22 protein-coding genes and 1 pseudogene are annotated in these 25818 nt (G+C 63.6%); 16 read left to right on the forward strand and 7 right to left on the reverse strand.

From position 1 onward, the window contains the following. Positions 1-83 precede the first annotated feature (83 nt). From Q9R39_RS20540 to Q9R39_RS20580, 9 genes and pseudogenes are all read left to right on the forward strand, one after another. Positions 84-3308 carry a DEAD/DEAH box helicase family protein gene (locus tag Q9R39_RS20540; RefSeq protein WP_311278067.1) on the forward strand — a complete coding sequence of 1075 codons (3225 nt, stop codon included), beginning with the start codon at positions 84-86 and terminating at the stop codon, positions 3306-3308. A 409-nt stretch (positions 3309-3717) separates the two neighbouring features. Further along, a pseudogene (locus Q9R39_RS20545) lies at positions 3718-3949 on the forward strand (DDE-type integrase/transposase/recombinase); the annotation flags it as partial. A gap of 252 nt (positions 3950-4201) precedes the next feature. Continuing rightward, positions 4202-5287 carry an AIR synthase related protein gene (locus tag Q9R39_RS20550; RefSeq protein WP_311278068.1) on the forward strand — a complete coding sequence of 362 codons (1086 nt, stop codon included), beginning with the start codon at positions 4202-4204 and terminating at the stop codon, positions 5285-5287. Then, complete coding sequence (locus Q9R39_RS20555) at positions 5280-6236, forward strand: radical SAM protein (protein WP_311278069.1); 957 nt, start codon at positions 5280-5282, stop codon at positions 6234-6236. Before Q9R39_RS20550 ends, Q9R39_RS20555 begins: the two co-directional genes overlap by 8 nt. 8 nt (positions 6237-6244) lie before the next feature. Then, complete coding sequence (locus Q9R39_RS20560) at positions 6245-7702, forward strand: hypothetical protein (protein WP_311278070.1); 1458 nt, start codon at positions 6245-6247, stop codon at positions 7700-7702. Positions 7703-8380: 678 nt separating this feature from the next. After that, positions 8381-8662 (forward strand): hypothetical protein, encoded by a 282-nt coding sequence (locus tag Q9R39_RS20565; RefSeq protein WP_311278071.1) that lies wholly within the window; start codon positions 8381-8383, stop codon positions 8660-8662. 148 nt (positions 8663-8810) lie between these two features. Further along, positions 8811-10256, forward strand: coding sequence for an IS1634 family transposase (locus Q9R39_RS20570; protein WP_311278072.1), 1446 nt, complete (start codon positions 8811-8813; stop codon positions 10254-10256). A 42-nt stretch (positions 10257-10298) separates the two neighbouring features. After that, complete coding sequence (locus Q9R39_RS20575) at positions 10299-11096, forward strand: helicase-associated domain-containing protein (RefSeq protein WP_311278073.1); 798 nt, start codon at positions 10299-10301, stop codon at positions 11094-11096. A gap of 103 nt (positions 11097-11199) precedes the next feature. Beyond that, positions 11200-12480 (forward strand): MFS transporter, encoded by a 1281-nt coding sequence (locus Q9R39_RS20580; RefSeq protein ID WP_311278074.1) that lies wholly within the window; start codon positions 11200-11202, stop codon positions 12478-12480. 11 nt (positions 12481-12491) lie between these two features. On the opposite strand, the gene Q9R39_RS20585 is transcribed toward Q9R39_RS20580, so the two are convergent. Continuing rightward, entirely contained in the window at positions 12492-13352 is an 861-nt protein-coding gene (locus Q9R39_RS20585; RefSeq protein ID WP_311278075.1) for an LLM class F420-dependent oxidoreductase, read from the reverse strand. A gap of 220 nt (positions 13353-13572) precedes the next feature. Between Q9R39_RS20585 and Q9R39_RS20590 the strand changes: the two genes are divergently transcribed. Next, entirely contained in the window at positions 13573-13887 is a 315-nt protein-coding gene (locus tag Q9R39_RS20590) for a hypothetical protein (protein ID WP_311278076.1), read from the forward strand. Between the two features lie 17 nt (positions 13888-13904). Further along, positions 13905-15419: a class I adenylate-forming enzyme family protein gene (locus Q9R39_RS20595; protein ID WP_311278077.1), complete on the forward strand. Its 1515-nt coding sequence runs from the start codon at positions 13905-13907 to the stop codon at positions 15417-15419. Positions 15420-15459: 40 nt separating this feature from the next. Here Q9R39_RS20595 and Q9R39_RS20600 read toward each other — a convergent pair whose 3' ends face one another. The 6 genes from Q9R39_RS20600 to Q9R39_RS20625 all read right to left on the reverse strand — a co-directional run bounded on the left by Q9R39_RS20600 (position 15460) and on the right by Q9R39_RS20625 (position 20778). Further along, on the reverse strand, positions 15460-16827 hold the full coding sequence (locus Q9R39_RS20600) for an MFS transporter (protein WP_311278078.1): 1368 nt from the start codon (positions 16825-16827) through the stop codon (positions 15460-15462). A gap of 29 nt (positions 16828-16856) precedes the next feature. Further along, positions 16857-17045, reverse strand: coding sequence for a hypothetical protein (locus tag Q9R39_RS20605; protein WP_311278079.1), 189 nt, complete (start codon positions 17043-17045; stop codon positions 16857-16859). Between the two features lie 242 nt (positions 17046-17287). Beyond that, positions 17288-18682 carry an aromatic ring-hydroxylating dioxygenase subunit alpha gene (locus Q9R39_RS20610; protein ID WP_311278080.1) on the reverse strand — a complete coding sequence of 465 codons (1395 nt, stop codon included), beginning with the start codon at positions 18680-18682 and terminating at the stop codon, positions 17288-17290. Beyond that, on the reverse strand, positions 18679-18984 hold the full coding sequence (locus tag Q9R39_RS20615; protein WP_058252858.1) for a hypothetical protein: 306 nt from the start codon (positions 18982-18984) through the stop codon (positions 18679-18681). The genes Q9R39_RS20610 and Q9R39_RS20615 overlap by 4 nt, the downstream gene beginning before the upstream one ends. Positions 18985-19094: 110 nt before the next feature. After that, on the reverse strand, positions 19095-19841 hold the full coding sequence (locus tag Q9R39_RS20620; protein ID WP_311278081.1) for a ThuA domain-containing protein: 747 nt from the start codon (positions 19839-19841) through the stop codon (positions 19095-19097). Between the two features lie 67 nt (positions 19842-19908). Beyond that, on the reverse strand, positions 19909-20778 hold the full coding sequence (locus Q9R39_RS20625; RefSeq protein WP_083229472.1) for a TetR/AcrR family transcriptional regulator: 870 nt from the start codon (positions 20776-20778) through the stop codon (positions 19909-19911). 90 nt (positions 20779-20868) lie between these two features. Here Q9R39_RS20625 and Q9R39_RS20630 point away from each other — a divergent pair, with 90 nt between their 5' ends. The 5 genes from Q9R39_RS20630 (at position 20869) to Q9R39_RS20650 (ending at position 25401) form a co-directional block, all read left to right on the forward strand. Continuing rightward, positions 20869-21576, forward strand: coding sequence for a TetR/AcrR family transcriptional regulator (locus Q9R39_RS20630; RefSeq protein ID WP_223259032.1), 708 nt, complete (start codon positions 20869-20871; stop codon positions 21574-21576). A 104-nt stretch (positions 21577-21680) separates the two neighbouring features. Next, the gene (locus Q9R39_RS20635; RefSeq protein ID WP_311278082.1) at positions 21681-22388 is read left to right on the forward strand and encodes a histidine phosphatase family protein; all 708 of its coding nucleotides are present in this window, start codon (positions 21681-21683) and stop codon (positions 22386-22388) included. Positions 22389-22450: 62 nt separating this feature from the next. Further along, a complete protein-coding gene (locus Q9R39_RS20640; protein ID WP_058252853.1) occupies positions 22451-23212 on the forward strand; it encodes an SDR family NAD(P)-dependent oxidoreductase in 762 nt (253 codons plus the stop codon). A gap of 1 nt (position 23213) precedes the next feature. After that, positions 23214-24614: a dihydrolipoyl dehydrogenase gene (lpdA, locus tag Q9R39_RS20645; RefSeq protein WP_311278083.1), complete on the forward strand. Its 1401-nt coding sequence runs from the start codon at positions 23214-23216 to the stop codon at positions 24612-24614. Positions 24615-24630: 16 nt separating this feature from the next. After that, the gene (locus tag Q9R39_RS20650) at positions 24631-25401 is read left to right on the forward strand and encodes a ThuA domain-containing protein (protein ID WP_311278084.1); all 771 of its coding nucleotides are present in this window, start codon (positions 24631-24633) and stop codon (positions 25399-25401) included. Positions 25402-25818 lie beyond the last annotated feature (417 nt).

Genomic DNA, 25818 nt, shown 5'->3' on the forward strand with positions numbered 1-25818 from the left:
ATCCTGACCTGTACGTTTCGATGAGGCGTGGGTTCTGACCGCGTGGCGAGCGGCGGCCATGTTCTGACGAGAGCTGAGCGGGGATGGAGCAAGGGCAGAACGCCAAGGTGTGGCGCAGTGCCGATCAATGGTCGGCCCCGCTAATTGTTGACGACAACATTGCCCGCCAACTCCTGGTACCGGCTTCGACCTTCACAAGCGTTTCGGAAACCGCAGGCGCCCTGGAGGTGTCAAATGTGTTCGGTACCTGGCCCGCCTCGACGGTAGACAAGCCACTCGCGGCCGACGATCTGTGGCTCAGGTTGTCGGTCGGGACGAAGGCTGGCGACCGCGTGCGAGGCGCGACCTGGAACAGGCCTGGCCCGCTACCGCGCAACTATTCAGCCGAGGTCCTCGATAGTTACCGTGGTGCACTGCGGCTGGAGGACCCTAGTGAGGGCGAGGTAGGTCTTCGTTCGCCCCAGTTGGGAGCGATCCACGCGGTGCTGGGGTACTGGACCACGAAACGGCCCGAACCCGCGACCGTCGTGATGCCGACGGGCACCGGGAAGACCGAGACCATGCTCGGCCTCCTTGTGACAGCACGCCCCAGACGTCTGCTTGTGCTTGTTCCGTCAGACGCGCTGCGAGAACAGATCGCGGGTAAGTTCGACCGGCTTGGAGTGCTCCAGGAACTCGGCATCGTCGCGTCTCGCGCAATCCGCCCGGTCGTTGGTCGCGTCGGCCATCAGTTCTCCGCAGAAGGCGACGCTGTTGCATTTGCTCAGGCTTGCAACGTCGTCGTGAGCACCCCTTCTGCTCTTCACTCATCAACTTCAGAGGTGCGAGCGGCATTTCTCGCCCAGTTCAGCCATCTGTTCGTAGACGAAGCCCACCACGTTGCCGCCTCGACCTGGACTGACATCCGGTCAGCCTTCGCCGGCAAACCCGTGATTCAATTCACGGCTACACCCTTCCGTGAGGACGGCAAACACCTGCAAGGCCGGATCATCTACTCCTTCCCACTCCGCGAAGCCCAAGCGCAGGGGTACTTCTCGGAGATCGACTTCAAGTCGGTCGTTGACTTCGAGAACCCAGATGGGGCATTGGCTGCCGAAGCTGTCACAAGACTGCGGGCAGATCTCGGAGAAGGCAAAGACCACATCTTGATGGCGCGGGTCAAGAGCATTCCGCGTGCGGTGGCGATCCGGGCCCTCTATGCAGAAGCGGCATCTGACCTCAAACCAGTAGTCATCTACAGCACCCTCAAGGCGAGAAGCCGCAGCGCAGCTGTCGACGCATTGAAGACTAGAGAGTCCCGCATAGTAGTTTGCGTCGACATGCTCGGCGAGGGATTCGACCTCCCCGCGTTGAAAGTCGCCGCTGTCCATGACTCGCATAAGAGTCTGGGCGTCACCCTGCAGTTCATCGGCCGCTTTGCGCGAACGTCTTCTGGTGGCGAGTTCGGCGCCGCCGCAATGTTCGTCGCTCGAACAGAACTTGAGCCCGATGTGCGCTTGCGAAGCCTCTACGCCGAGGACGCGGATTGGAACCTCCTACTCCGAGACATCTCCGAGGCTGCCGTCGATGAACAGCAGGACGTCAGCGATTTTGAGGCCGGATTCGGAAGCCTGCCGGACGAGGTCGCGCTCCGAAGCCTGCTCCCGAAGATGAGTGCTGTCGTCTACAGAGCGCCGACATCACAGTGGAACACTGACGCAATCGTTGGCTACTTCGGCGAGGAGTCGCTGCTCACCAATCCAATTGGCCTGAACGCACAGGCTGGTGTCGCTTGGTGCGTTGTCGAGCGTCGAATCCCGGTCCGCTGGGGCGATCTCAAGACGCTCGACGAGATTGGTTACGAGCTGTATGTCTTGTACTTCGATAGCGAGCGCAGGCTGTTCTACGTCAACAACTCGGCCAACGACGGGGTCTTCGAAGAGCTCGCGGAGGCTGTTCTTGGCCCAGGAGCTATGCGCTTCAACGGAAGTCAGGTCTACCGCGTAATGGGTGACGTCCAGCGCCTTGTGCCCACGAACGTCGGCGTTCTCGATGCTCGAAGTCAGTTTCGTCGATTCTCGATGCACGTCGGCTCCGACGTCACCGAGAGTTTCACCGCCGCCGAGGCCGGTACTAAGACCCAGACCAACATCTCTGGATCGGGTTTCCGCGAGGGAGAGCGCGTCAACATCAGTGCGTCCCAGAAGGGTCGAATCTGGTCGCACTCAACGGCGACGAGTCTGAAGCAATGGTGCGACTGGTGCGATGCCATCGGCACAAAGCTCCTCGACGACACACTCACCATCGACCATGTCATCGGAAACTTCATACTCCCCGAACCACTGGACGGCCGGCCAGAGGGAGTACTTCTCGGCGTCGAGTGGCCGTGGGAGCTTCACACCCAGAACGCGGAGAGTATGAAGCTCACCTACGAAGACAAGACCATCGAGGCGGTCTATTGCGACCTCATTCCAGACACGTCGAGCACAACGGGACCATTCAAGTTCGCGATTTCCAACCGCGCGTGGACTGTGTCCTACGAAGCGGCAGTGAGCATGGAAGGCGACGTGACGTACTCCTGCACCAGCGCAGAGGACATTCAAGTGATTCGACCGCGTTCGGAATTGCCGCTCAGCACCTGGCTGAACCGGGCCGGCCTAGTCTTCTTGCTCAATAACGACTGGATCGTCGAAGGTGGGCTTCTCTACCGGCCGCGGGGGGACCGTGCACCATTCGATTCCAACAATCTCGTTGTGGTCGACTGGTCCGGCACGGACATCAAAGTCGAATCGCAGCAAGCCAATAAACTCGGCCACTCGATTCAATATCGAGCGATCAGAGACACGCTTGCCGACGCTGACGGATGGGACGTAGTGATCGACGACGATGGTCCAGGAGAGATCGCGGACATCGTCGCAATGAGGCTAGACGACGAGGGCCTACTCGTCCGTCTCCTCCACTGCAAGTACTCAAGTGATGTCACGCCAGGCGCGCGAGTGGCCGACCTATATGAAGTCTGCGGCCAGGCTCAGAAGTCGGTGGCATGGAGGCGCAGCGATCTCGGCCCGTTCTTCAAGCAGCTCGCGCGTCGCGCTCAAGCAAAGCACCAGCGCACGGGAGTCAGCCCGTTTGAAGCCGGGGATGCAGCTCGTCTGCTTCAGCTTCAGGCCCAAGCGCAGGTCCATCGAAGGCGAATGGAGATAGTGATTGTTCAACCCGGACTAAGCTCGTCGCAATTGAGCCAACAGCAATCCGATCTCCTTGCCGCGGTCGAGACTTACGTCAGAACCACCATCAATGCGCCCCTCAAGGTGTGGTGTTCGCAATGACAGACGATGCAGCCGCACCCAAATGCGACCACAAGGGGATGAAGCTCCGCTATCGGCGCGCGTCTTCTATCGGTAGCGACGAGCGGGTGGCGCTGATGCGTTCCACGATCATCATGGGAAGACGCGAGGCTTTCCGACGATGCGAGACAGCGGGTCAAAGCGTGCTCGGCTGCCGACAAGGTCCACTGCAAAGAGCGGCATGCTGTGACGACCAACCGCTTGGCTCCGGCTACCATCCCGTACTGTGTGGCCTGACTTGCCGATGAGGTGGTCTCGAAGTCGATGAGCGAGATCATTGCCATTGCCGTGTGCCTCCAGCATTGTAGAAGAGACTGCCGCACGTGGAGGTGACATCTTGATCTGGCTTGCCGTGGGGTGGGCCTGGAAGGAGTCGCTGTGCCCAGCCGTACCCGCACCGCCGGTGCATGATGACCTCGTCCAGCGTGAGTTCGCAGCCGAGATGCCGAATCAGTTGTGGCTCAGCGATAGCACCGAGCACCGAGGGCAAGCTGTACGTGTGCGCGATCAAAGATGTGTTCTCCAGCCGGATCGTTGGCTACAGCATCGACTCACGCATGAAATCCCGGCTGGCGGTCGCCAGACTCAACAACGCGGCGGCCCGGCGCGGCGACGTGGCAGGCACGCACGGTACAGCGGTTTCAACGCGGTGGTGGCCCACAGCCCGCACATTCCACGCCGCGGTCTCCTGCCGGGTACTGACTTGCTCGCCGAGAGTTTCGAAGCGACAGTCCGCAGTTTCTCGAACATCTCCCGCCCCACGTTGCTGCAGGAGCAATCTACCGACTAGTGTCATTCTATGCTGACGCGACACACTCCACAGTCGCCGCCGTGCCATCGCCACACACCGAAGTCGACGTAGCAACGGGTATCAAGTGTCGGACACCGAAAACTCCAGCGGAGATACGCTAGCCGACGTCGGGGAGAAGGGCTACTTAAGGAAGCTGTTGCCGCAACTACCCGTGGGCACCGGACTCCTGAACGGTTTCGGACACGACGCGGCCATCGTCGACTTAGAAACTGGGTCTGACGACGTACTGGTCATGAAAATTGATCGTGCCGCGCACCCAGTTGCAACCAGTCGCGGCTGGTGTGATTACAAATTGTGGGGCCGCCTCGCTGTAACTACGTGCGCGAGTGACATACTCGCAGTCGGTGGGACTCCAAAATCACTTCTCCTTTCCCTCATACTTCCGAGATCATTCCGAGTGCACGATGCCGACATGATCGTCGCCGGATGCCTAGAGTCCTGTTTAGAGCACGGAATCACACTCGTCGGGGGAGATACCAAGGAGGGACGAGCAGCCGAAGTTGTAGCAGCTGCCATTGGCGTCGTCAGCCGCAGTCAAGCTATCGGACGGCATGGAAGCCTACCCGGCGACTACTTAGTTCTTGTCGGAGAACTAGGCGGTTTTGAAGGCGCGCACTCCCTTTTGACAGATGAGGGAATCGATCGCCCCGGCGACGGGAACCAGGAGCTCATCGACTACTTGGCTTACCCCCACGCAAAGACCGAGATTGCAGCGAACCTCCTTCGTCTCCCCGGTATCGTGGCAGGCATGGACCTCAGCGATGGCCTCTACGACGCCGCCAATGTGCTCCGAGGAGAGTTCGGCGCGGTAATTTATTCTTCATCGCTTCCGCTTCACCAGTTTGCTCTAAAATACGCAAGCCTAAAACGATTCGACCCGACAGATCTTGCTTTCGGCGTTGGCGATTGGGCAATCCTCTACATACTGCGGTCGCACAGTCTGGAAGAGGCCGAACGGCTTGTTAACAGGGTGCCTGGAGCGGAAATAATCGGCCATATTTCAGATACTCCTGGCGTCTGGATGAAGACTCGACAAGAGGTCCGTGCCGCGAAGCCGATCATAAACGAGCATTTTGTTAGACGAATGGAGGATAATCCAGACCTCTTTTCTAACAAGCACCGGCGCATGACAGGCGGGAATAATGAGTGACGTTCTACCTATTAGCCAAAAAATTGACCACGCTCTGAGTGGTAAAGACTTGTCATGTGTTGCTGCTGGTTGCACTCGCTGCGTAAATTCGTTTCGTCGGTTCGATATTGTTCGAGTGCATTGGGAGTGTTGGTCCCAATGTAACTTAAGTTGCAGTTTCTGCTACCGAACCAGGAGTGTTCCGCTACGCGGCGACGACGCGGTGGAGCTGGTGCAACTGATTGCCTATGGGGGTGCGCGAGATCTTGTATTCGCGGGTGGCGATCCCGCGCTACGGAGAGATTTGCCAACCTTGTGTCGAACTGCCAAGGAAAGCGGGCTTTTTGTCGAAATTCAAACAAATGCAGATATTTGGAGCGACGCGGTGGAGGAGGCTTTACTTCTCGCCGATAGCGTCGCGCTTTCCCTTGATGGTCTCGCATCAACTCACGATGCGCTCCGCGGCCGAAAGGGAAACTTCTTGCGCGTATGTCATGCGATGGATTGGCTGGAGCAGCGTGGTGTGAGTTTCCGAGTCAGGACCGTTGTGACCCGTCAGAACGTTACCGAGTTGACTACGCTCAGGTCGCTACTCGCTTCCTATTCACACCTCGGCGAGTGGGGCATACAAGAACTTGTCCAGATTGGGGATGCGAAGGTCAGCTGGGATCGTTTGCACATATCTGACACTAGTTTCGATGAAACATTCTCAGAACTCAATCGTGCCAGCTCAATTAATATCCGTGCTATCTCATCTCAAGATAAGAAGGGAACCTATGCCATGGTGCGTTCCGATGGCGCGCTCTACGGCACATTAGGTGATCTAGACGGAGACTTTTACCCTACTGTCGGAGATGTTCGAAGCCCGCATCTATTCGAAACTGTCAGCCGTCTCCCGTTCAACCCTTCGCGTCAATCTGACCGCTACGGGTTAGCTATTTCACCAACTAACCAAACGCAAGAAGGTTAACCAACTAAATGGACAGCAAGAACGCTGAGCGCGACGCCGCCAGAGCGGTGCCTGACGGCACCCACTTCCAGAGGACGGTTCCGCGTCTCGGAGTCTATTTCGTGTTCGCAGTGGATCTCACGCTCCTGGCTAGCGAGAGGATTCCGTGGGAGAACCTAGCCCGGCTTCGTACGGATCAGGAGGCTGACCCTACAAAGCATGACGATGTGTCGCGGCTTGGAGGCACCGAGAAGTTTGCGCGCAGGGTACGGGCATGGATGGAGCAGGCCACTGCCAAGCGCGGTAAAGCAGTGTGGAACGAGACATTCCTAGCCAGTGATTCGCCCTTCGTTCTTGATCATGCTCCACATGAGTACAATGGGCGAAAAGCCGCAGACAGCAGAACCACACTGGATGACGACCCCGGTAGCAATCTCTCACTTTGTAAGTTTATGTCATCAGAATTCCATCTCTATCGAGAGCTCGTGGTGACATACACGGTTGAATACGAGATAGATAGTCGAACCTCCGCCAACTGGCCATCAGGACTGGACGTTGATCGGGTAATCGATATTCTTGACAACTTGGGCAAACTCGCCTGGGATAATTGTAAGATACAGGTGGCACGATGGACCGCCGAGCGAAAAGATGAACTGACAGCGATATTCGGGGTACCGGTGTCTGAAGATTGTGCAGTCCTTAGCACCTCAGATGATTTCCAACGCACAGCAAGAACTCATATGCTCCTCGTCCTCGGAGACCTAATGCAAGAGTCAGCGACTCTGTCGGCTGCTCAAGTCCTGGATACTCCAGAAGTAGCCGGAATGCTCAATACTGCGGACTGGTACAGACTCTATCGTCCCGAGTATCTATCTTCGTTGAGGGCAAAGAACATAGGCTACCGATCAGACGAGGTTTTCTTGACTGACAGGAAGGCATCACTGATCGCTAATGAGAAGTTCTGGGACCAGAGTAACTCACTAAACGAGTATCGTCGCGATATCCTATTCTCTATTGAGTACTACTTATCAAGACTCGCACAGAGCACTTCTTTGCTTCGATATCTTCAAGATGATGAGACAATCCGAGGAGTTGCAAATGTCGATCCAAATGACGCGCTCCAAGGGATTATCTCTGCACGGCGTCACGTCGCACTCCTGACTGAATCAATTGATCCCGCCAGGTTGGTTGATCACGGCTTTACGCGCCTTTTTATGCAGGGTCTTAGAAGTGAGCTAGGAATCGACAGGCTCCTCAAGTACGCTGCAGACCGGATCGACGATGCGACAACGAGTGTCACGCTGCGGTCCGCGATCACCGCAGAAAGCAATACTGCTAGCCGCGCTTTAGGAGTAGCGGAGGAAAGCCGTGGGCTTGCTCGGTCAAGCCTGAGGGTTGCCAGGGCAAGTATGTGGATCACGATAGCTGTTCTGGTCCTAACCTGCATTGGTATTGGTGTCACTGTATGGCTCGCTTACAACGCATAGTAGGTCAACATAAACTATCGAAACCAATGCCATGATGCGAGCGGTTTCAGTCCCATCAATAGCGATCAAGCAGTTTTGAATTGATTCTTGGTCGACCCAGACCTTCCGCACAGAAGAAGTTCTTTTCTCCGAGAATCATGTAATCCTTGTTCGACCCGCCCTGCATCAACTGGCGTGTTCCCCGTGAATCGGTCCGGTTGATATGTGCCACTCTTCTTGGCCGTGGGGTACTGGAGTTGGAGGGGTGTAGATCCAGTTGGCCATCGGCACCACGAGTTCGAACGTTGTCGGCCATTTCTTGGGGTTGGGCAACTCGACCTGCATTCGTCGCGACCAAGATCTCAGGACCGCGGGGGTGCTGCATCCGATTCGCCACTGTGACGAATTGGGTGCCGGAATCTGTCGCAGTACATAAGGACTCCGACACTTGGCCGGAATCCAGTTCCGACACCGATCGGAAAGCCGCTGGTCGAGAGGACGTTGAACGACAAGTTTGATCGGAACCTACACGACCTCGTTCCCGCTGACGATGGAGCCGAGGCACTGGCGGCCCGGAGCAACTGACTGGATGTTCGCTGAGGCTCGCTGCCGACGGCAAGACGGCAAGAGCCCCGTCGATCCAATTCGAGAAGTGTGAAAGTGGCGCATGCAAGCACCGATGTCGGTACGCGAGTTCGATTGACCGAACAAGACGCGCTGGCCAACATGCGCGCGGTCTTGGAGCTCTGCGCGTCGGGGCAACTCAAGTGCAGTGCGAAGACCTGGCGCCCGTCGGCGGCAACGGTGAAGATTGTCGCCGGCCACCTCGTCAACGGCGACTTCTATGCCGACGAGGCGATCGCCGCGTTCGCCTGGCCGTTGCTCGTCCAGTCCGCCGGGCTGGCCAAACTGGACGGCACTCGCCTCACGGTGACACCGAAAGGTCGTGCAGCGCTGCGCAAACCTTCAGACCTGACTTAGGACAAGTTGGAGGGTCCGCGGGATTAACGAAGCTCTGACCTGCGGGTTTGGGTGTCTCGTGGTCGAAATTTGTGCACTAAGGGCTGGTCCGTGGGCTGCCTAGGTGGCGTATGTACGCACGGTGAAGACAGCGTCGGGAGCGACGGCGGTGCAAATCGTGCACTCGAACCGGCGCGGATCACGCAACATCGAGCACATCGGCTCGGCGCACACCGAGGCCGAGCTGACGGCGTTGAAGGAGGTCGCCGCCAAGCGGTTGGCCGCAGGGCAGACCGAACTCGATCTTGGTCTCGCCGCCGCTTCGGGGCCGCTGCCGATCCAGTCGTCGCGGATGCAGGTCCTGTGGGACACCCTGGCCGCGGTCTACGTCGATCTCGGATTCGAGTCAGCAGCAAAGCGAGACAGTGTGTTTCGGGATCTGGTGCTGGCCCGGATCATTGAACCGACCAGCAAGCTGGATTCACTGCGAGTACTCGAGGAAGTTGGCGTGGACACCATGTCCTATCGCAGTCTGACGCGCCGACTCTCGCAGTACGCGACCGTGGAGTTCCGTCGCGGGCTTGCCGCGGCATGCGCAGCGCGCGCCGGATTGGGACCGGCGAGCCTTATCTTGTATGACGTCACCACGCTGTATTTCGAGACCGACAAGGCCGACGGGTTCCGCGAGCCCGGATTCTCCAAAGAACGTCGCCTTGAGCCGCAGATCACCGTCGGCCTGCTCACCGACGCGACCGGGTTTCCGCTGATGATCGAAGCGTTCGAGGGCAACCGGGCCGAGACCGCCACCATGCTGCCCACCCTGCGGGCGTTCATGGCAGCCCACCACCTGTCCGACATCACCGTGGTCGCCGATGCCGGGATGATCTCCGACGCCAACAAGAAAGCCATCGAGGCCGCCGGGCTGTCGTTCATCCTCGGCGAGAGGATCCCAACAATCCCGTACTTGATTGCACAGTGGCACAAGAACAATCCCGATTCCACACCTCCGGACGGACTGGTGCTGACCCAGCCGTTTCCGGCGGGGTCGAAGAACAAGCGCCGCGACCACGTCGTCTACTACAAATACAGCGCTGACCGGGCTCGGCGCAGTGTGGGCGGCATCAACGAGCAGGTCGCCAAAGCTGAGAACGCTGTTGCCGGCAAAGCGCCGATCAAGCGCAACCGATTCGTCACGCTCAAAGGCGCGGACAAAAGCGTCAACCGTGAACTCGAAACCAAAGCCCGCACATTGGCCGGCTGGAAGGCCTACGCCACCAACATTGATTCCCCGACACCGGAATTCGTGATCGGCTCCTACCATCATCTGTGGCGGATCGAGAAGAGCTTCCGGATGTCGAAATCTGACCTCGCGGCCCGGCCGATCTTCCACCACACGCGCGACTCCATCGAAGCCCACCTGACCATCGTGTTCGCAGCCCTCGCGATCACCCGCGTCATCGAGGAACGCTCTGGCTGGTCGATCAAGAAGTTCGTCACCACCACCCGCCGCTACCGCACCGTGCAGATCAAAGCCGGCGCCCACACCATCACCGCCGCCGACCCGCTACCCGACGACCTGCAGAAGCTCATCACCGCAATCCGCGGTGCGCACTAACCTGACCGAAGTCAGGCCAAACTGGACGGCACTCGCCTCACGGTGACACCGAAAGGTCGTGCAGCGCTGCGCAAACCTTCAGAGGAGGTCATCCTCGGCGTGTGGCGCAGATGGCTTACGCACGGGGCGATCGATGAGTTCAGCCGGGTCGAGGCGATCAAGGGGCAGCGTGGCACCAACGTGCTCAGCGCTGGCACGCTGGGCCTGTTCGATCTCGACTACCGAGATCCAGTCGGCGCCCGCACGGACTATCACAGCAATTGGGGGAGCGACCACCTCGACACCCTCAGCCGCTACGACGGTCTTCGACGAATCCGGCTGACACCGCTCGGCGCCTATGCGTTGGGCCTCGTCGACACCTTCAGCCCGGCCGGCGACACCGCCGAGATCTCGCAGTTGACGGTGTTGCCAAACCTCGACATCGCGGTTCTCCGCGGCATCACTCACACCGAGAGACTCACGCTCGCCGCCTTCGCCACCCAAACCGCCGACCACACCTGGAACGTGTCGCCGAGCACCCTGACAGCAGCCCTCGGGGCAGGGCGCGACCTGACAGAGTTCACCGACTTCCTACATCGTCGCGCCGAACACGAACTGCCTTCGACGCTCACCACTTTGATAGACGATGTCCGCCGGCGGGGAGCGCAACTCATCGACCGCGGACATCTTCGCGTGATCGAGTGTGCCGATCCGGCCACAGCGATGCTCATCGCCTCTGACCGCAGGACTCGCCAGCTGTGCGGTCTGCTCGGAGACCGATTCTTGGGTGTCCAACCCGAGCATGAGTCGAAGTTCCGGACCGCTCTGCTCAAGCTCGGGTTCGGCCTACCCGCGGAGTGATGGCGCAGTTCCGAGGGCACTCGCGACCTGTTCGCGCCTTACCCGACAATAGTTAGGTGATCGAAAGAGTATCCGTGGTTCGGCCCGCCAGCGGGGTCCACAGGTGACCTCGCCGTTCAGTTCGCGGCAGGCGATGACCATCTGGGTCGTCGGCGTCGCGGTCTACTTCGTCGCGGTGCTGCAGCGCTCGTCGTTGGCCGTTGCCGGCCTGCTGGCGGCCGAGCGTTTCGAGATCAGCGCGTCGCAGTTGTCGACGTTCGTCGTGCTCCAGCTGCTGGTGTACGCGCTGATGCAGGTGCCGGTCGGGCTCGTCGTCGACCGGTTCGGTCCCCGTCGGGTACTCCTCAGCGGAACGCTTATCCTCACGCTTGCCCAGATCAGCTTCGCGTTCGCGGACAACTACGCGTGGGCCCTGTCATCCCGGTTCTTCGTCGGGGTCGGCGACGCCATGACCTTCGTCTGTGTCCTGCGACTGGTGACGAGATGGTTCCCGGCGCGGCGAATCCCGCTGATGACGCAGCTCACCGGCGTTCTCGGCCAACTCGGCGCGGTCACGGCCGCCATACCGATGACCTGGGCACTGTCCACCTTCGGGTGGAGTCGTGCGTACCTGGCCACCGCTGGGATCGGCGCCGTCCTGCTCGTGGTCGCACTGGTCGTCGTGCGCGATTCCGTGGCGGTCCGGTCGGTGTCGGGTCCGATGCTCGGGTTCGCCGGTATCCGGCGGAACCTCGGCGACTCCTGGGAACATCCCGGCACGCGACTGGGTTTCTGGATGCACTTCACGACCCATTTCAGCGCCACCGTCATGGGTCTGCTGTGGGGCTACCCGTTCTTCGTCGAGGGCCAGGGGATGAGTCCCGCCGGCGCGGGTTCACTCCTCACGATCATGGTGTTCGCCTTCATCTGTTTCGGGCCCATTTTCGCGTGGTTGATCACTCGATGGCCGTGGCAGAGGTCGACGGTGGTGCTGCTGGTGGTCGGGAGCATCGCGGCAGCCTGGGCGGTGGTATTGGCATGGCCCGGGGGAGCGCCGTTCTGGCTGCTCGTCATCCTGGTGGTGATCTGCGGGATGGGCGGCCCGGCGTCGACGATCGGTTTCGATCTCGGCCGCACGTCCAACCCGGACTCACGGGCCGGTACCGCCACGGGGATCATCAATCAGGCGGGCTTTCTCGCGAGTCTGATCCTCGCCGGTCTGGTCGGTCTCATCCTCGATTGGCGAACCCCGGACGGTGTTGCGGGATACCCGGCGGAGGCGTTCACCTGGGCGATGTCGGCGCAGTTCATGCTCTGGGGGCTGGGCGCCGTCCAGATCCACCGCTATCGCCGCAAGGGGCGTGCGCGTTTGTTGCGTGAGGAGCCGGAACGGTGGTCGCGCTAGTTCCGTCCGCCTCAGACCGCCCAGCGCCCCGCCAGCTCGTCCAGCCATCCCGGCACCGCGTCGGTCTCCGCGGGCGGTGACTCCACCAGCACCAGTTCGTCGACGCCGAGAGCGTCGAGACCGGCGCGGTCGGCGGGAGCCGGATTTCGCAGCGCGACAGCGATATCGAGAGCAGAACGGTCGCGTCCGCTCTCCTGGCAGAACCGGTCGATCGTGCGGATCCGGTCGGCCACCGCGTCGGCGTCGTCGAGGTTGAAGCCGTACCAGCCGTCACCCCAGCCGACGACCCGGCGCAACGCCTGATCGCTGTTGCCGCCCACGATGAGCGGAATCCGGCCCGCCGTCGGTTTCGGATTGACCCGGATGTTCTCGAAGGCAATGAATTCCGAGCGATGTGTGACGATCTCGTCTCGCCAGAGCGCGCACATCGCGTCGACGTAGGCGTCGGTCCGGGCACCTCGTCGAGCGAACGGCACCCCCAGGGCGTCGAATTCCTCACGGGACCAACCGATTCCGATGCCGAGGGTCAGTCGTCCCCCGCTGAGAAGGTCGAGCGACGCCGCCTGTTTGGCCATGATGACCGGGTTGTGTTCGGGGAGCAGCAGCACCCCGGTGGCGAGCCGGATCGTGGTGGTGGCCGCGGCGGCGAAGGAGAGGGCGATCGTCGGGTCGAGCCAGTCCGCTTCGGCGGGAACCGCGATCTTCTTGTCGGGGGTGTACGGGTACGGCGACGCCGGGTCGTCGACCATCACAACATGCTCGCCGCACCACAGTGTGCGGAAACCGCGAGCCTCGGCTTCGCGGGCCACGGCGTCGATGATGTCGCGGCGTGCCCCGGTCCCGATGCCCAGAGCGTGTAGTCCGAGTCGCATGGTGCTCCGAATCTGTCGGGACGAGTCGTGGAAAGCGGCTGGTCAGGATCGTATGTCAACGCCGTGCGGTGCATCCGCACTTCTGGCCTGCCGCTCGATTCGCCTTGTCGGGCGGGCGTCCGATGCGGGATGGCACCGAAACCTACGTCATTGCGCAGACGACTGCGGCCGGCCGGATCGACATGCTTGTCTCACCGATCCCCACAAGACAGGACATCCGATGAAGACGAGAAAGACCCTCGCCAAAGCCGCCGCGATCGCCCTCCTCGCCGCGGGCGGAGCGACTCTCGGAGCGGGCATGGCAGGAGCCGAGCCGGTGAACGTGCCCAAGCCTCAGACGCCCCCGTGGAGCAAGTCCGCCGACGGGTTGACCTACTGCTTCGAGGGTTACTGCGACAACTGGGACAAACGCTCGAACTACGTCTGCACCACGGGCGCACCGACGGCCCTGCTGTGCGATGGCATCATGCTCGGGGTCCGGGTGCTGCCCCCGCTCGCCATCGGACCGCTTGTCCCGCACAGCATCATCCGCTGACATCCGGGAACCGCCTAGTGACCGACACCGAAGGCTTCTCGACCTACGTGCACGACATCGAGGAACGGCTCCGACACGACTCGGGCGATGTGGTCCTGGCCGACGCCAGAGAGCGCATCACCGGTGGTGAACTCCTCGAACTCATCCACGGTCTCGCGACCGCCCTTGTCACTCACGGTGTGCGACGGGGACATCGTGTCGCACTTGTCGCGCCCGCAACGGGTGAGGCGATCGCGGTCCGCTACGCTGCGGCGCTCCTCGGTGCGTCCACCGTGTACTGCCCCGACGCGGGATCACCTGCGAGATTGCAGGTGTTCCTGTCGCGCATCGGGGCGGACGCGGTGATCGTCTTTCCGAGTACGGCCGCATCGGTAGGGGGTTCGATTGGCACGAATGTGCTTGCGGTCGGCAGGGTTCCGGGCCTGCCGGATCTCCTGACGGAGGTGCGGTCCCGACTCGACGGCGCCGGTCCGGATGCCGGACAAGTCTCGTCCGACGACGAATGCGTTCTGGTCGCCACCGGAGGGACCACCGGTGTCTCGAAGGCCAGTGTCCGAACGCATGGAGAATATCGTCGGCTGGTCGACCTCGGCCCGACGCCCGGCAGGCGGCAGCTGATCTGCACCCCGCTGGCCTACATCGCCCAGACCCTCGTCGACACAGTCCTTCTCGGCGGTGGTCAGGTGTTCCTCCAGGACGGATACGCGCCGGCGGCAGTCCTGCGGGCGATCGCCGACGAGCGGATCACGCACCTGGCTCTGGTCGAACCCCTCCTCGTCGAGCTGCTCGACAGCGAGGACCTCGCCGGCGCCGACCTCTCCTCCGTCGTCGGGATCAGTCATGTCGGCGCCGATGCGGCGTCGTCGCTGCGCCGCCGACTGTTGCGTCGGGTGGGGCGATCGATACTCGTCAACCCATACGGTGCAAGCGAATTCGGGGTGGTGAGCATGCTCACCGGGCCGGACTACAGTGTCGACTCGCCGCATCTCGCGACCTCGGGGCGACCAGTGCCGTCGCCGTCGACAGAGGTGCAGATCCGGACGGGCGACGGACGACTCTGTCCACCTCTCGAGGAGGGCATCATCCACGTCCGGACATCGGCACAGGCCCACGGGTACAGCTTCACTCCGCCACACTCCGGTTTCACGGACGACGGTTGGTTCAGCACGGGCGACGTCGGGTTGTTCGACGAAGACGGTTACCTGCTCGTGCGAGGTCGCGCCGACGATCGTCGGCTCACCGACGCGGGCTCTGTCTTCCCGGTGGACATCCAGGAGGCGCTGTGCTCCCAGCCGGGGGTTCGCTACGCCGTGGCGGTGCCTGCGCCCGGTGACGTCGACGCGGTTTTCGGGGCGGTCGTCGTGCTCCATCCAGACGCCACGCCGACCATCGCCGAGCTCACCGAGAATCTGCGAACGGCCCTCCCGCTCGCGGGCGAGATCTCGCTAGAGGTCGTCGACGAGGTTCCGGTCACCGAGCAGGGGAAGCCGAGCCGTCCGCTCATCACTGCCCGGTTGTTCGGGGACGGCTGAGCAGAATGAGGCTTTCGTACCGGAAACCGGCACGAATGCCTCACCCCGCGGCCCTGCCCGACGAGATGAGAGCAGCGGCGATCGTAACGATGACGAGCAACGCGCCGGTGACAAGGAAGCCGATCGCGGTCCCGAAGCGACCCGGGTACGCCGCGAGCAGCCCCGCGAACACCGCGACGCCGAGGATGGCACCCATCTGACGGCTGGTGGTGATGACCCCGGACGCCTGACCTTGCTGTCCGGCCGGGACGGATGCGACGGTCGCGGTGGTGAGCGGACTGAGCAGAGCACCGATTCCGACGCCGACGGGGCCCAGTCCGACCGCGATGACCGTCACCGAGGACACCGCGAAACCAGCAGCCACGGTGACCATTCCGGCGGCCAGACACAGGCTCCCCGCTACCACGACCCGCTGCAGTCCGTAACGCTCGTACCGCGCGCCGACGAGGCGGGTGGCAGCCAGCAGCGGGATCACGAGCGGCAGGAGCGCGAGCCCCGACTCGACGGGCTCCAGGTGCATGGCTTCCTGCAGCGCGACCGCACCGTAGACCGTTGCGGCGGTCATGGCGAAACCGATCGCGGCGAGAGCCGTTGTGCGGACTGCGAAGTCCCGATTCCGCAGGAGGCCGATGTCGAGCGCGGGTACCGCGGCGCGTCGCGTCGCCAGCGGGAACAGCGCCAGCGCGGCGACACCCACGGCGAACAGGGCGAGTACCGCCGGCGATGGCCACCCCCATGCGGGTCCCTGCAGCAGCGCGGCGACTACCGCGCCCAATCCGATGACGAGCAACGTCAGGCCGGGCAGATCCCACGGTTGCGGGGCGCGCGTGCCGGCCGGCGGGCGGGCCAGATAGCTGAGAACCACCGAGGCGATCCCGACGGGGACGTTGACGAGAAAACCCACCTGCCAGGTCAGGAACTGAGCACACACCCCGCCCACGGCGGGCCCGATGAGTGCGAATCCTTGGCCGACACCCGTGTAGACCGCCATCGCGCCCGGCCGCCTCGTCTCGTCGACGGTCTGGATCAGTAGTGCGAGGGTCGCGGGCATGAGCGCCGCGCCGGCGACGCCGGCCAGCGCGCGACCCGCGACGACCGCCTCGAAGGACGGCACCACGGCGATCATCGTCGACGCCGCGACGAAGCCGACCATCCCGACACGGAACATCGTCGCGGCACCGTGGGCGTCGACGAGTCGTCCGCCCACCGGGGCGAACACGGCGAGCATCAGCAGATAGACCGACACCAGCCACGACGACTGGCTCATGCTGAGGTCCAGATCTCGCATCATCGTGGGCAACATGACGCCGAGAATGCTCGAGTCGAGAACGAGCAGGACCATCGTCGAGGTGGTCGCGGTCAGCAGCATCGCTTCCCGGCGCCGGACCGACCGATCGGTACCACGCACTCTGCGCTGTGAGGCTTCCGTCCCGGGCTTCAATTGAACAGCAGCCATCCGAATCGAAGGCAGAGCGAGGTGACACCGAGGACCGCCGTCGCGATCAGCCACCGCCGGGCGAGCCGTTCGGCGCGCACATGGTCGTCACCGGGCCGCAGGTAGACGTACGCCGCCGTCATCGCGCACCCGGCCGCCGCGGCCCCGACAACGAGCACGAGCGTCATCATCAACACACCCACCATCATGCCGATCAGCAGGGAGTGGTTTCGACAAGCTCAACCAGCGGGGGGAGCTCAATAAGCGGGGGGAGCTCAACCAGCGAGGGGCGGCTCAATCAACGGGGGGCAGCTCGACCAGTGGGGGGAGCTCAACCAGCGGCGAGTGCACAGTCGACGGGTACTGACGAAGTCGGCGCTGCGGCTTCATCCGAAGTCGCAGCGCCGAGTCGAGATCATCGACGACGGGGGGATCAGTCGACTTCCTCGCCCACCCACTTCGCGAGCAGGTGGTGCATGTGGCGGATCTTGAGTTCCTGGTACGCCGCCATCGGCAGGTACTTCTGAGTGGTGGTCTTCAGGCCGCGGTGCACCTTCGGCATGTTGTACGCGTCCTGGTCGAACACGCGGGCCGAGCTGCCGAGGACCGTGGCGTCGATCCAGGTCTGTTCGGGCGTCAGCCACTGCACCTTCGCGGCCGGCGGGCGCGGCCCGGTGAACGGCGCCAGCAGGTAGACGTCCATGATCGAGGTGTTGTGGTCGTCGCCGTTCGGCCGGAACCGGTAGACGATGCGCTGGTAAGCACCCCACGGATGGAAGTTCGGGAACACCGTGTAGTAGATGCTGTCGAGTGACTCGGCGTCGGACATGTTGTCCGCCTTGACATCACCGATGACGTCGCGGAGCCCCTCGCGGGCGAGCAGGCCGGACATCTCGCGCGCGGTGACACCGTCGGGCAGGGTGACCATCGGGTCCTCGTCGATGCGCGCATCCACCATCGAGTCGAACATCTCCTGCTCGCTCGGGGTGAATTTGATGTGCGGGCTGGGCACGCCGTTGGCGGTGATCCCGCGGTTGAAGTTGCCCCACGAGTCGTACTGGCTGTTCGAATCCCCGGTCCCCACAACACGTTGCGGGTGGGTGGTGATGACGTGGAAGGCCTCCGAGAACGCCTCCTGGGCGATCTTCCAGTTCGCGTCGATGACCTTCGCGACGTGCGCCTGGATGTAGCGATCCTCCAGCGGCCAGGCCTCGAAGTGCTTGCCCAGGTCGCCGAGGAAGCTGGCAAGCGACTCCGACTGCGGGTCCATGTTGATGAAGACGAAGCCACCCCAGGTGTCGACCTTGACCTGCGGAAGGTTCATCGCATCCTTGTCGACGTGGGGGAAATCCCATTCGCACGTCATGGATTTCAGCGATCCGTCCAGGTTCCAGCAGAAGCCGTGGAACGGGCAACGCAGGTCGTTGCCCGCGGGACCGCTCTCCTCGCGGAGCATCCGGCCGCGGTGCAGGCACGAGTTGTAGAACGCGCGGATGGACATGTCCTTGCCGCGCACGACGAGGATCGACTTGTCGCAGATCTCGTAGACGTGCGTGTCGCCGGGCTCGGGGATCTCCTCTTCGCGGCACGCCATCTGCCAGACCTTGTACCACATACGATCTCGTTCGAGCTCGTGATACTTGCGGCTGATGTAGCGCGAGACGGGGACGAAGTTCTGGTCCTCGAAGAGGTCGTGGGTCTCCTCGCGCAGGACCTGCGGAATCGGGTGGGTGTCGGTGTCGAGCAGTCGCTGGTAGCTGGCGACGTAGTCGGCCTGCTCGTCGTCGGATGCCGACGATCCGGGGGTGCGTGTGTCGATCTCGGTCACAATTTGCCTCCTTCGGCCAGGCGATTGCTGCGGGCTTCGTCGGCGAGTCGGTCCGCCTGCATCTTCTCCAGGAGCTTGGCAGCGCCCATGAAGCGACGGTTCTGGGTGATGGGGACGGGCTCGCGCGGACCGAGACCGACCCAGCGGGCCATCTCCGGGTCGACGGATTTCACTTCGCCGTGCAGGTACCGGCCTTCGGGGTCGAAGGTGCCGGTCTTGCCGTCCTTGGTGGTCACGAGGACGTTGAAGTCCTCGTCGAATTCGTAGATGGCTCGACTCATCGGATGCTGGATCTGACGCATCGGGTTCTCCTCGGTGGGGCTGGCGCGCCTCTTACTTGGCAGCGTATTCACTAACTGTAGCACCGAGAGTGAGCGGCAACACATCGAACTGTATTCGATGTAAAAAAAGTTCAGAGGGAGCGGGCGGCCCATCGGAGCGAGTTGGCGATCAGGGACCGGTAGTCCGGGTGGGCGAGGGTGGCCGCGGTGTCGCCGGGCTGGAGATAGACCAGGCGGGATGCACCGTTGGTGCGACACCAGCCGACCAGCGACGATCCTTCGGCGTGCTGCCACCCCTCCCGTTCATCCCGCCGCCCGGACATGGCCAGTGCGGTGGAGAAGTGCACGTCGTCGGTCATCGGTGCGTTCGTCCGCAGCAACGGCGTCACGGAGTCCTCGAACACCTCGCAGAGATAGGTCTCGTCGACGAGGTCGAGATGTGCCGGCAGGTCCGCGGTCGCCGGGTGGGTGCTGTCCTCGACGGTGATCCGCTGCTCGACCGCATGCCGATAGCCGGAGTCGGGGCGCGGTGTCCCGCGCACGGTTCCGGGCTGGTAGAGGTAGCGGCCGCCGACGAACTCCGCCCACTCGTCCCAGTTGGCCCAGCTCGCGATCGCATGATGCAGGACGACGTATCCGTGCCCCGTCTCGCGGGCCGCGCGCAGACAGTCCTGCAACGACTCCGGCGGGTCGTACGGTTCGGGCAGGGTGCCCGGCATGTCGTAGTGAAGGGACACGTCGTGGTCGGCGAGGTCGTCGGGCCCGATCGCGGCGTCGGGATGTTCGCGCCAGGTGACCTCACCGGGAAGGGCGTCGAGGAGATCGGCGAAGGCGGCTCGGTCGAAGGAGTGGCCGCCGGTGATCGCGAGGATGCGCATGTTCGAGTCCAACCTGCATCGGAGTAACTGTTTCGGAATTAAAGTTACTCGACGGGCTCGGCTCGGGTCAGCGGCCTTCGATCATCTTGGTGCAGACGTCGGTCGTCGCGGTGCGCAGACTGGGGACCGGGATGTCCGACAGCGGCCCACCCTCGATACGCAGGGGTTGGATGGCGATGGTCATCGCGATCATCGTCCGGACCCGGAGGGTGCGCGCCGCGTGCTGTGCGGTGGCCGCACGCCGGTTGGGCGGGTCCTCACCGGCCGGGAAGTAGTCGAACGCACGTCGGATGTGCCGTTCCTCGTACTCCTTCGTCAGCAGCCGTGTCCCGGGGGTCGCGCCGCCGGCCATCTGCAGGAACAGCATGCGGGCGGAATTGGGGTGCTCGGCGGTCCAGTCCCAGACCGCGGCGACGACGTCCTTGAACGAGTCCGCGCTCGCGGACACATCGTCCGGTCGAGCCGACTGCGCCGCGGCCGAACTCGCGTCCATCGCATAGCCGAGTGCGCTCTCGAAGAGCTCCTCTTTGCTGGCGAAGTGATAGTAGACCGCGGTCGGGACCATTCCCGCCTCGGTGGCGATCTCCTGGATGGAGGCCTCCGCGAACCCCTTTCGCGAGAACACCCGAACCGCGGCCTTCACGATGAGATGCCGCCGCGACGGACGGTGCGCGGTCGTGCCGTTGCCGGCGCCCGACCCGTTCTGGACCGGTGAGTCCGGCGGTGCGCCCTCGGCGCCGGCCTCGTGTTCCACCGGCGAGATGTCGGGTGCGGCGTCGGGATCGACGTCCTCCTGTGGGCCGGTGCCCGCCCCCGGATCCGCGGCCGCCAGTGCGATGTCGTCGGCAGCCGGGGTCGAATCCCAGCCGAGCCAGTCGGCGTCCGACTCCGACATGCCGTCGGCCGGCCGGGCGTTGTCTCGCCTCGATCTCGCCATACGTCCTCCTCGCCGTGTTCCCCGTCCCGATCCGCCGTGGCGCAGACCTCCCGGTTCCGTTCACGGCGTGCCATCAGGATGGCACAGCCCGTGGCAGCCCCCGATGCTGTCATGATCTATCGCATGGCGGGCAAGAATCCCTCAGGACGAAGCACTTCCGGCCGACGCAACGCCGGGCGCGCGTCGGCGAGCGCTCCGAGTGGCGGCAGCGGCGCGAAGCGGGCCGCGCACCGGCCGTCTCGACGCGACGTCGTCGTCGAGGCGGCGATGCACCTGTACTCCATGCGGTCGATCGAGGACGTCACCGTCGCCGACATCGCCGCCGAGGCGCAGATGACCTCGGCGGCAGTGTATTACCACTATCCCTCCAAGGAGGAGGTACTCCTCGGCGGACTGCGGATCTTCGCCGAGCAGATGCTCACCCAACTGCGCACGGAGATCGACGCCGATCCCGACGCCTCGCTCGGCGACGTGATCATCTCGGTTCTCGAGTGGACCGACGCCCACCGGGCGGCGTCGCTGGTCTACTTCGTGCGGTCGCCCGGATGGAGTCTGTCGATCGAGGCGCTGCGCCGGGAGGTGCGTCTGGAGATGCTCGCGATCTTCTCCGCCGAGTTGCGGGTGCGGGACCGCATCACGTCCAAGGCCAAGCAGGCCGCTGCGGCAACGGCACTGTCCAGCCTCCTCGAGGTGTCCGCGTCGTCGTGGCTCACCGAGGACGTCGTCCTCGCGAACCTGGGGCGCCGGCGCTTCTCCGACGAAGTGCGTGAGCTCGCCGCCGACATCGCCAGCGTGTGATGTGACACTCTCGGACCTATAGCTTCGACGTCTGATCGTTCACCTGAGCAGGCGGTTCGCGATAGTATCTTTATAGAGAACCTAGTTTGTGGTTCACTGGAGCCGTGCCCAACCAGACCCGCGCGCGCTCGATCGACCTCGACAACCCGTTCGCGCCGCTGGCCGGACTGTGCGAACTCGTGCTCATCCGCCACGGCGAGCAGGCGCTGAGCAAGGAGCTCAGCGCAGCCGAGACCGTCGATCCGCCTCTGTCCGGCCTCGGGCAGCGACAGGTGCGCGCCGTGGCCGACCGGCTCGCCACCCACAGCGTCGATGCCGTCTACAGTTCGCCGCTGCGCCGGGCCCTCGACACCGGCCGGGCCATCGCCGCCCATCACGGTCTGGAACCGATCGTCCGCGACACCCTGACCGAGTACGAGCCGTGGCAGTCCTTCCCTGCCGACGACTCGCCGTTCGAGACCCTTCCGCACGACGAGATATCCCGGATCTTCCGCGAACACATCAGGACCCGCAGCTACGAACCGTTCCCGTACGCGGAGGACCCGGTGGCCTTCCGTGCGCGGGTGCTCGGCGAGATCGGCCGGATCGTCGACGCGCACCTCGGCGAGCGCGTGGTGGTCACCTGCCACAGCGGGGTGATCAATGCCGTGCTCGCCGACGCGCTCGGAAGCGGTTTCGACATGCCGGTCCGCGTTCACCACACGTCGGTCAACGTGTTGCGCGGTGCGGACACCCGCCGTGCGGTGCAGTCCGTCAACGACTTCACACACGTGCTCGACTTCCAGACCTCCGTCGGCGCGATGAACCTCTAGTCCGACCCGCCAGAACAACCAGCCCCGAACCGCCAGCACGACCGAAAGAAGAAGGACCCGACATGGATCTCGACCTCACCGGAAAGCGCGCCCTCATCAGCGGCGCGAGCAAGGGGATCGGCCTCGCCATCGCCAAGACCCTCCTCGCCGAGGGTGCATCGGTGGGCATCTGCGCCCGCGGCGAAGCCCAACTCAAGACCGTCGCCGACGAGCTGTCCGAGTCCGGCACGGTGTTCTGGAAGTCCGTCGATGTCGGCGACTCCGCGGCTGTGACGTCCTTCGTCGACGACGCGGCCGAGTCGCTCGGCGGGATCGACATCGTCATCGTGAACGCATCGGCCATGACCGGCAAGGGGCGCGAGGCGTGGGAGAACAGCTTCAACGTCGATCTGATGAGCCTGGTCGGCTTCATCGAGGCGGCGACACCGCACCTGGAGAAGAGCTCGGCCGCGTCGGTCGTCACCATCAGTACGACATCGGCCATCGAGGCCGGCCCGATCACCACCGCCAACAGCTATGGCGCGCTCAAAGCCGCCGTGTTGCAGCACTCCTCGGCGCAGGCACGTGTCCTGGGAGCCAAGGGGATTCGCGTCAACGCGGTGTCGCCCGGTCCGGTCTACTTCGAAGGCGGACCCTGGGACACCATCAAGGAGCAGCGCCCGCAACTCTATGACGCGGCGCTGTCGTCCGCCGCGCTGGGCAAGCTGGCCGCCGCCCAGGATGTCGCCAACGCGGTGACCTTCCTGGCGTCGCCCGCCGCCGGTCACATCACGGGCACCAACCTGGTCGTCGACGGCGGCTTCACCAACCGATTCGACTTCTGAGATGAGCGCGGACTCCACCGAGACCGCCGACGTCGTCGTCCTCGGCGGCGGTTCGGGCGGATACTCGTGTGCCCTGCGCGCCGCGCAGCTCGGCATGTCGGTCGTCCTGGTGGAGTCCGGCAAGCTCGGCGGTACCTGCCTGCACAACGGTTGTATCCCCACCAAGGCGCTGCTGCATGCCGCGGAGATCGTCGACTCCGTGCACTCTGCGGCCGATTTCGGAATCAAGGCCTCGCTCGACGGTGTCGACATCACCGCGGTGCATGCGTACAAGCAGAAGGTCGTCGACGGTCTGTACCGCGGCCTCGAGGGACTGATCGCATCGCGGGCGATCCGCGTGGTGCGTGGTCACGGCCGCGTCGTCGGGGACCGAACGGTCGCAGTCGATCTCGCGGACGGGGGGACTTCGCGACACCGGGGTGAGGCCCTTGTCCTCGCCACCGGATCGCAGTCGCGGACCCTGCCGGGCATCGACATCGGCGGTCCGATCATGACCAGCGACCGTGCGCTGGAGCTGGATTCGATCCCGAGGTCGGCGATCGTCCTGGGCGGCGGCGTGATCGGTTGCGAGTTCGCCAGTCTGTGGGCGTCGCTCGGCGTCGAGGTCACCATCGTGGAGGCGGCACCACGACTGGTCCCGACCGAGGACGAGTGGTCGTCGAAGCAGTTGACCCGAGCGTTCCGCAAGCGCGGCATCACCATTCGGACCGCGGCCATGCTGTCCGCCGCGCGCGTGACCGATGCCGGGGTCACCGTCGATCTCGCCGGCGAGTCGGAACCGTTGCACGCCGACATCCTGCTGGTGGCGGTAGGGCGTGGTCCGCGGACGTCCGGTCTCGGGCTCGAGGAGGCGGGCATCCGACTCGACCGCGGGTTCGTCGAGGTCGACGATGCGCTGCAGACCACTGTGCCGGGCGTTTACGCGGTCGGCGACATCGTGCCGGGACCGCAGCTCGCCCATCGCGGGTTCGCGAACGGGATCTTCGTGGCGGAGCAACTGGCCGGCCTCGATTGTGTGCCGGTCGCCGACAGTGGGATTCCACGTGTCACCTACTCCCACCCCGAGGTTGCGTCGATCGGGTTGACCGAGGCCGAAGCCGTCGACAGGCACGGGGACGTCACCACCGCCGTCTACGACCTGGGTGGCAACGGCAAGAGCCGCATCCTCCAGACGTCGGGTGGGGTGAAGCTCGTCCGCGCCGGGTCCGATGGACCCGTCGTGGGAATCCATCTCGTCGGTGATCGGGTCGGTGAGCTCATCGGTGAGGCACAGCTGATCTACAACTGGGAGGCGACCGCCGACGACGTCGCGAACCTGGTGCACGCGCATCCGACCCAGGCCGAGGCGCTCGGCGAAGCCCACCTCGCGCTGGCGGGCAAACCCCTGCACGCACACGCCTGAGATCTCGAGGAGCGACATGTCCGGACCCGCCGGCCGCCTCGACGCGGTCGTCATCTGCGGTGGGCAATGGCACGACTTCGACTACGCGAGACTGCAGATCCTCACGCTGCTGGCCGATCACGAAGTGGTGCGAACGCGAGTCTTCGACGACTACGCGGTTGCGATCCCGGCCATCGACGACGCGGATCTGCTGATCACCTACACGTGCAACCGGATTCCGGACGAGGCTGCGCAGCGGTCGCTCACCGAGTTCCTCTCGCGCGGCGGTCGATGGCTGGCGTTGCACGCCACCAACTCCGCTATCGAGCCGACGCCGCCCGGGTCGCCGAGCAAGTACGTCACGCCACGCACCATGGGTGTGTTGCCCCAGCTCGTCGGCAGTCAATTCCTCGGGCATCCACCGATCGCGCCGTACCGGGTCGAGATCAGCGACCCCGACCATCCGCTCGTCGTCGGTGTCGAGGCCTTCGATGCCGTCGACGAGCTCTACGTGAGCGAACTGTTCGAGCCGATCGAGGTTCTCGCGCACACCCGGTTTGTCGGCGAGTCAACGGGTTTCGCGGAGGGACACACCACCTCCGACGATCCGCTGCCGGTGCTCTATCTCAAGAGACATGACGCCGGAACCGTCTGCTACTTCACGCTCGGGCACTGCCGCGGCCGGTTCGATGTCCAAGACCTGGGTATCGACGATCTCGGACGGGTCGAGCGGGGGAGCTGGGAGGTGCCGGAGTACCGGACCATCCTCGGCCGCTGCGTGGCGTGGGCGGTACGCGGGACGTTCTGAGGTTCAGAGCATTCCCCAGTGCCCCGTTTCGTGACCGGCAGACTTCAACTCGACTCCTAGACCTCGATCGAAGTCCATCGGTCGAGTTGAGGTCTGCCGGTCACGGGCCCGACCAACCCTCCGCTCCCTGAGGAGCGCCCGGAGCTTGCGGAGGGCGCGTCCAACCCTCCGCTCCCTGAGGAGCGCCCGGAGCTTGCGGAGGGCGCGTCACGAAGGGTCCGGCGACCGAGGTGGTGAGACCCCTCGTGACGGTCGCAAGCTCGCTCCTCAGCATCCGCGGCCTGGCGGCCGTCGTGGACCACGAAAGACGCTCGTGAGCGCCAAAACTCCATGCTCCCTGAGGTGCGAGCGAAGCGAGCCACGAAGGGCCTCGCAAGGTGCCTCACCAGGCCCTTCGTGGCTCGTCGCTAGCGCTCC

The sequence above is a fragment of the Gordonia sp. AC31 genome (genome assembly GCF_031844505.1).
In the GTDB taxonomy this organism is placed as follows: domain Bacteria; phylum Actinomycetota; class Actinomycetes; order Mycobacteriales; family Mycobacteriaceae; genus Gordonia; species Gordonia hongkongensis.

Excerpts from the sequence above, each read along its gene's own strand:
- lpdA (WP_311278083.1), top strand. The coding sequence starts at position 23,214 with ATGAGCGCGGACTCCACCGAGACCGCCGACGTCGTCGTCCTCGGCGGC.
- Q9R39_RS20620 (WP_311278081.1), bottom strand. The coding sequence starts at position 19,841 with ATGCGCATCCTCGCGATCACCGGCGGCCACTCCTTCGACCGAGCCGCC.
- Q9R39_RS20560 (WP_311278070.1), top strand. The coding sequence starts at position 6,245 with ATGGACAGCAAGAACGCTGAGCGCGACGCCGCCAGAGCGGTGCCTGAC.
- Q9R39_RS20590 (WP_311278076.1), top strand. The coding sequence starts at position 13,573 with ATGAAGACGAGAAAGACCCTCGCCAAAGCCGCCGCGATCGCCCTCCTC.
- Q9R39_RS20625 (WP_083229472.1), bottom strand. The coding sequence starts at position 20,778 with ATGGCGAGATCGAGGCGAGACAACGCCCGGCCGGCCGACGGCATGTCG.
- Q9R39_RS20615 (WP_058252858.1), bottom strand. The coding sequence starts at position 18,984 with ATGCGTCAGATCCAGCATCCGATGAGTCGAGCCATCTACGAATTCGAC.
- Q9R39_RS20650 (WP_311278084.1), top strand. The coding sequence starts at position 24,631 with ATGTCCGGACCCGCCGGCCGCCTCGACGCGGTCGTCATCTGCGGTGGG.
- Q9R39_RS20585 (WP_311278075.1), bottom strand. The coding sequence starts at position 13,352 with ATGCGACTCGGACTACACGCTCTGGGCATCGGGACCGGGGCACGCCGC.
- Q9R39_RS20605 (WP_311278079.1), bottom strand. The coding sequence starts at position 17,045 with ATGATGACGCTCGTGCTCGTTGTCGGGGCCGCGGCGGCCGGGTGCGCG.
- Q9R39_RS20555 (WP_311278069.1), top strand. The coding sequence starts at position 5,280 with ATGAGTGACGTTCTACCTATTAGCCAAAAAATTGACCACGCTCTGAGT.
- Q9R39_RS20540 (WP_311278067.1), top strand. The coding sequence starts at position 84 with ATGGAGCAAGGGCAGAACGCCAAGGTGTGGCGCAGTGCCGATCAATGG.
- Q9R39_RS20640 (WP_058252853.1), top strand. The coding sequence starts at position 22,451 with ATGGATCTCGACCTCACCGGAAAGCGCGCCCTCATCAGCGGCGCGAGC.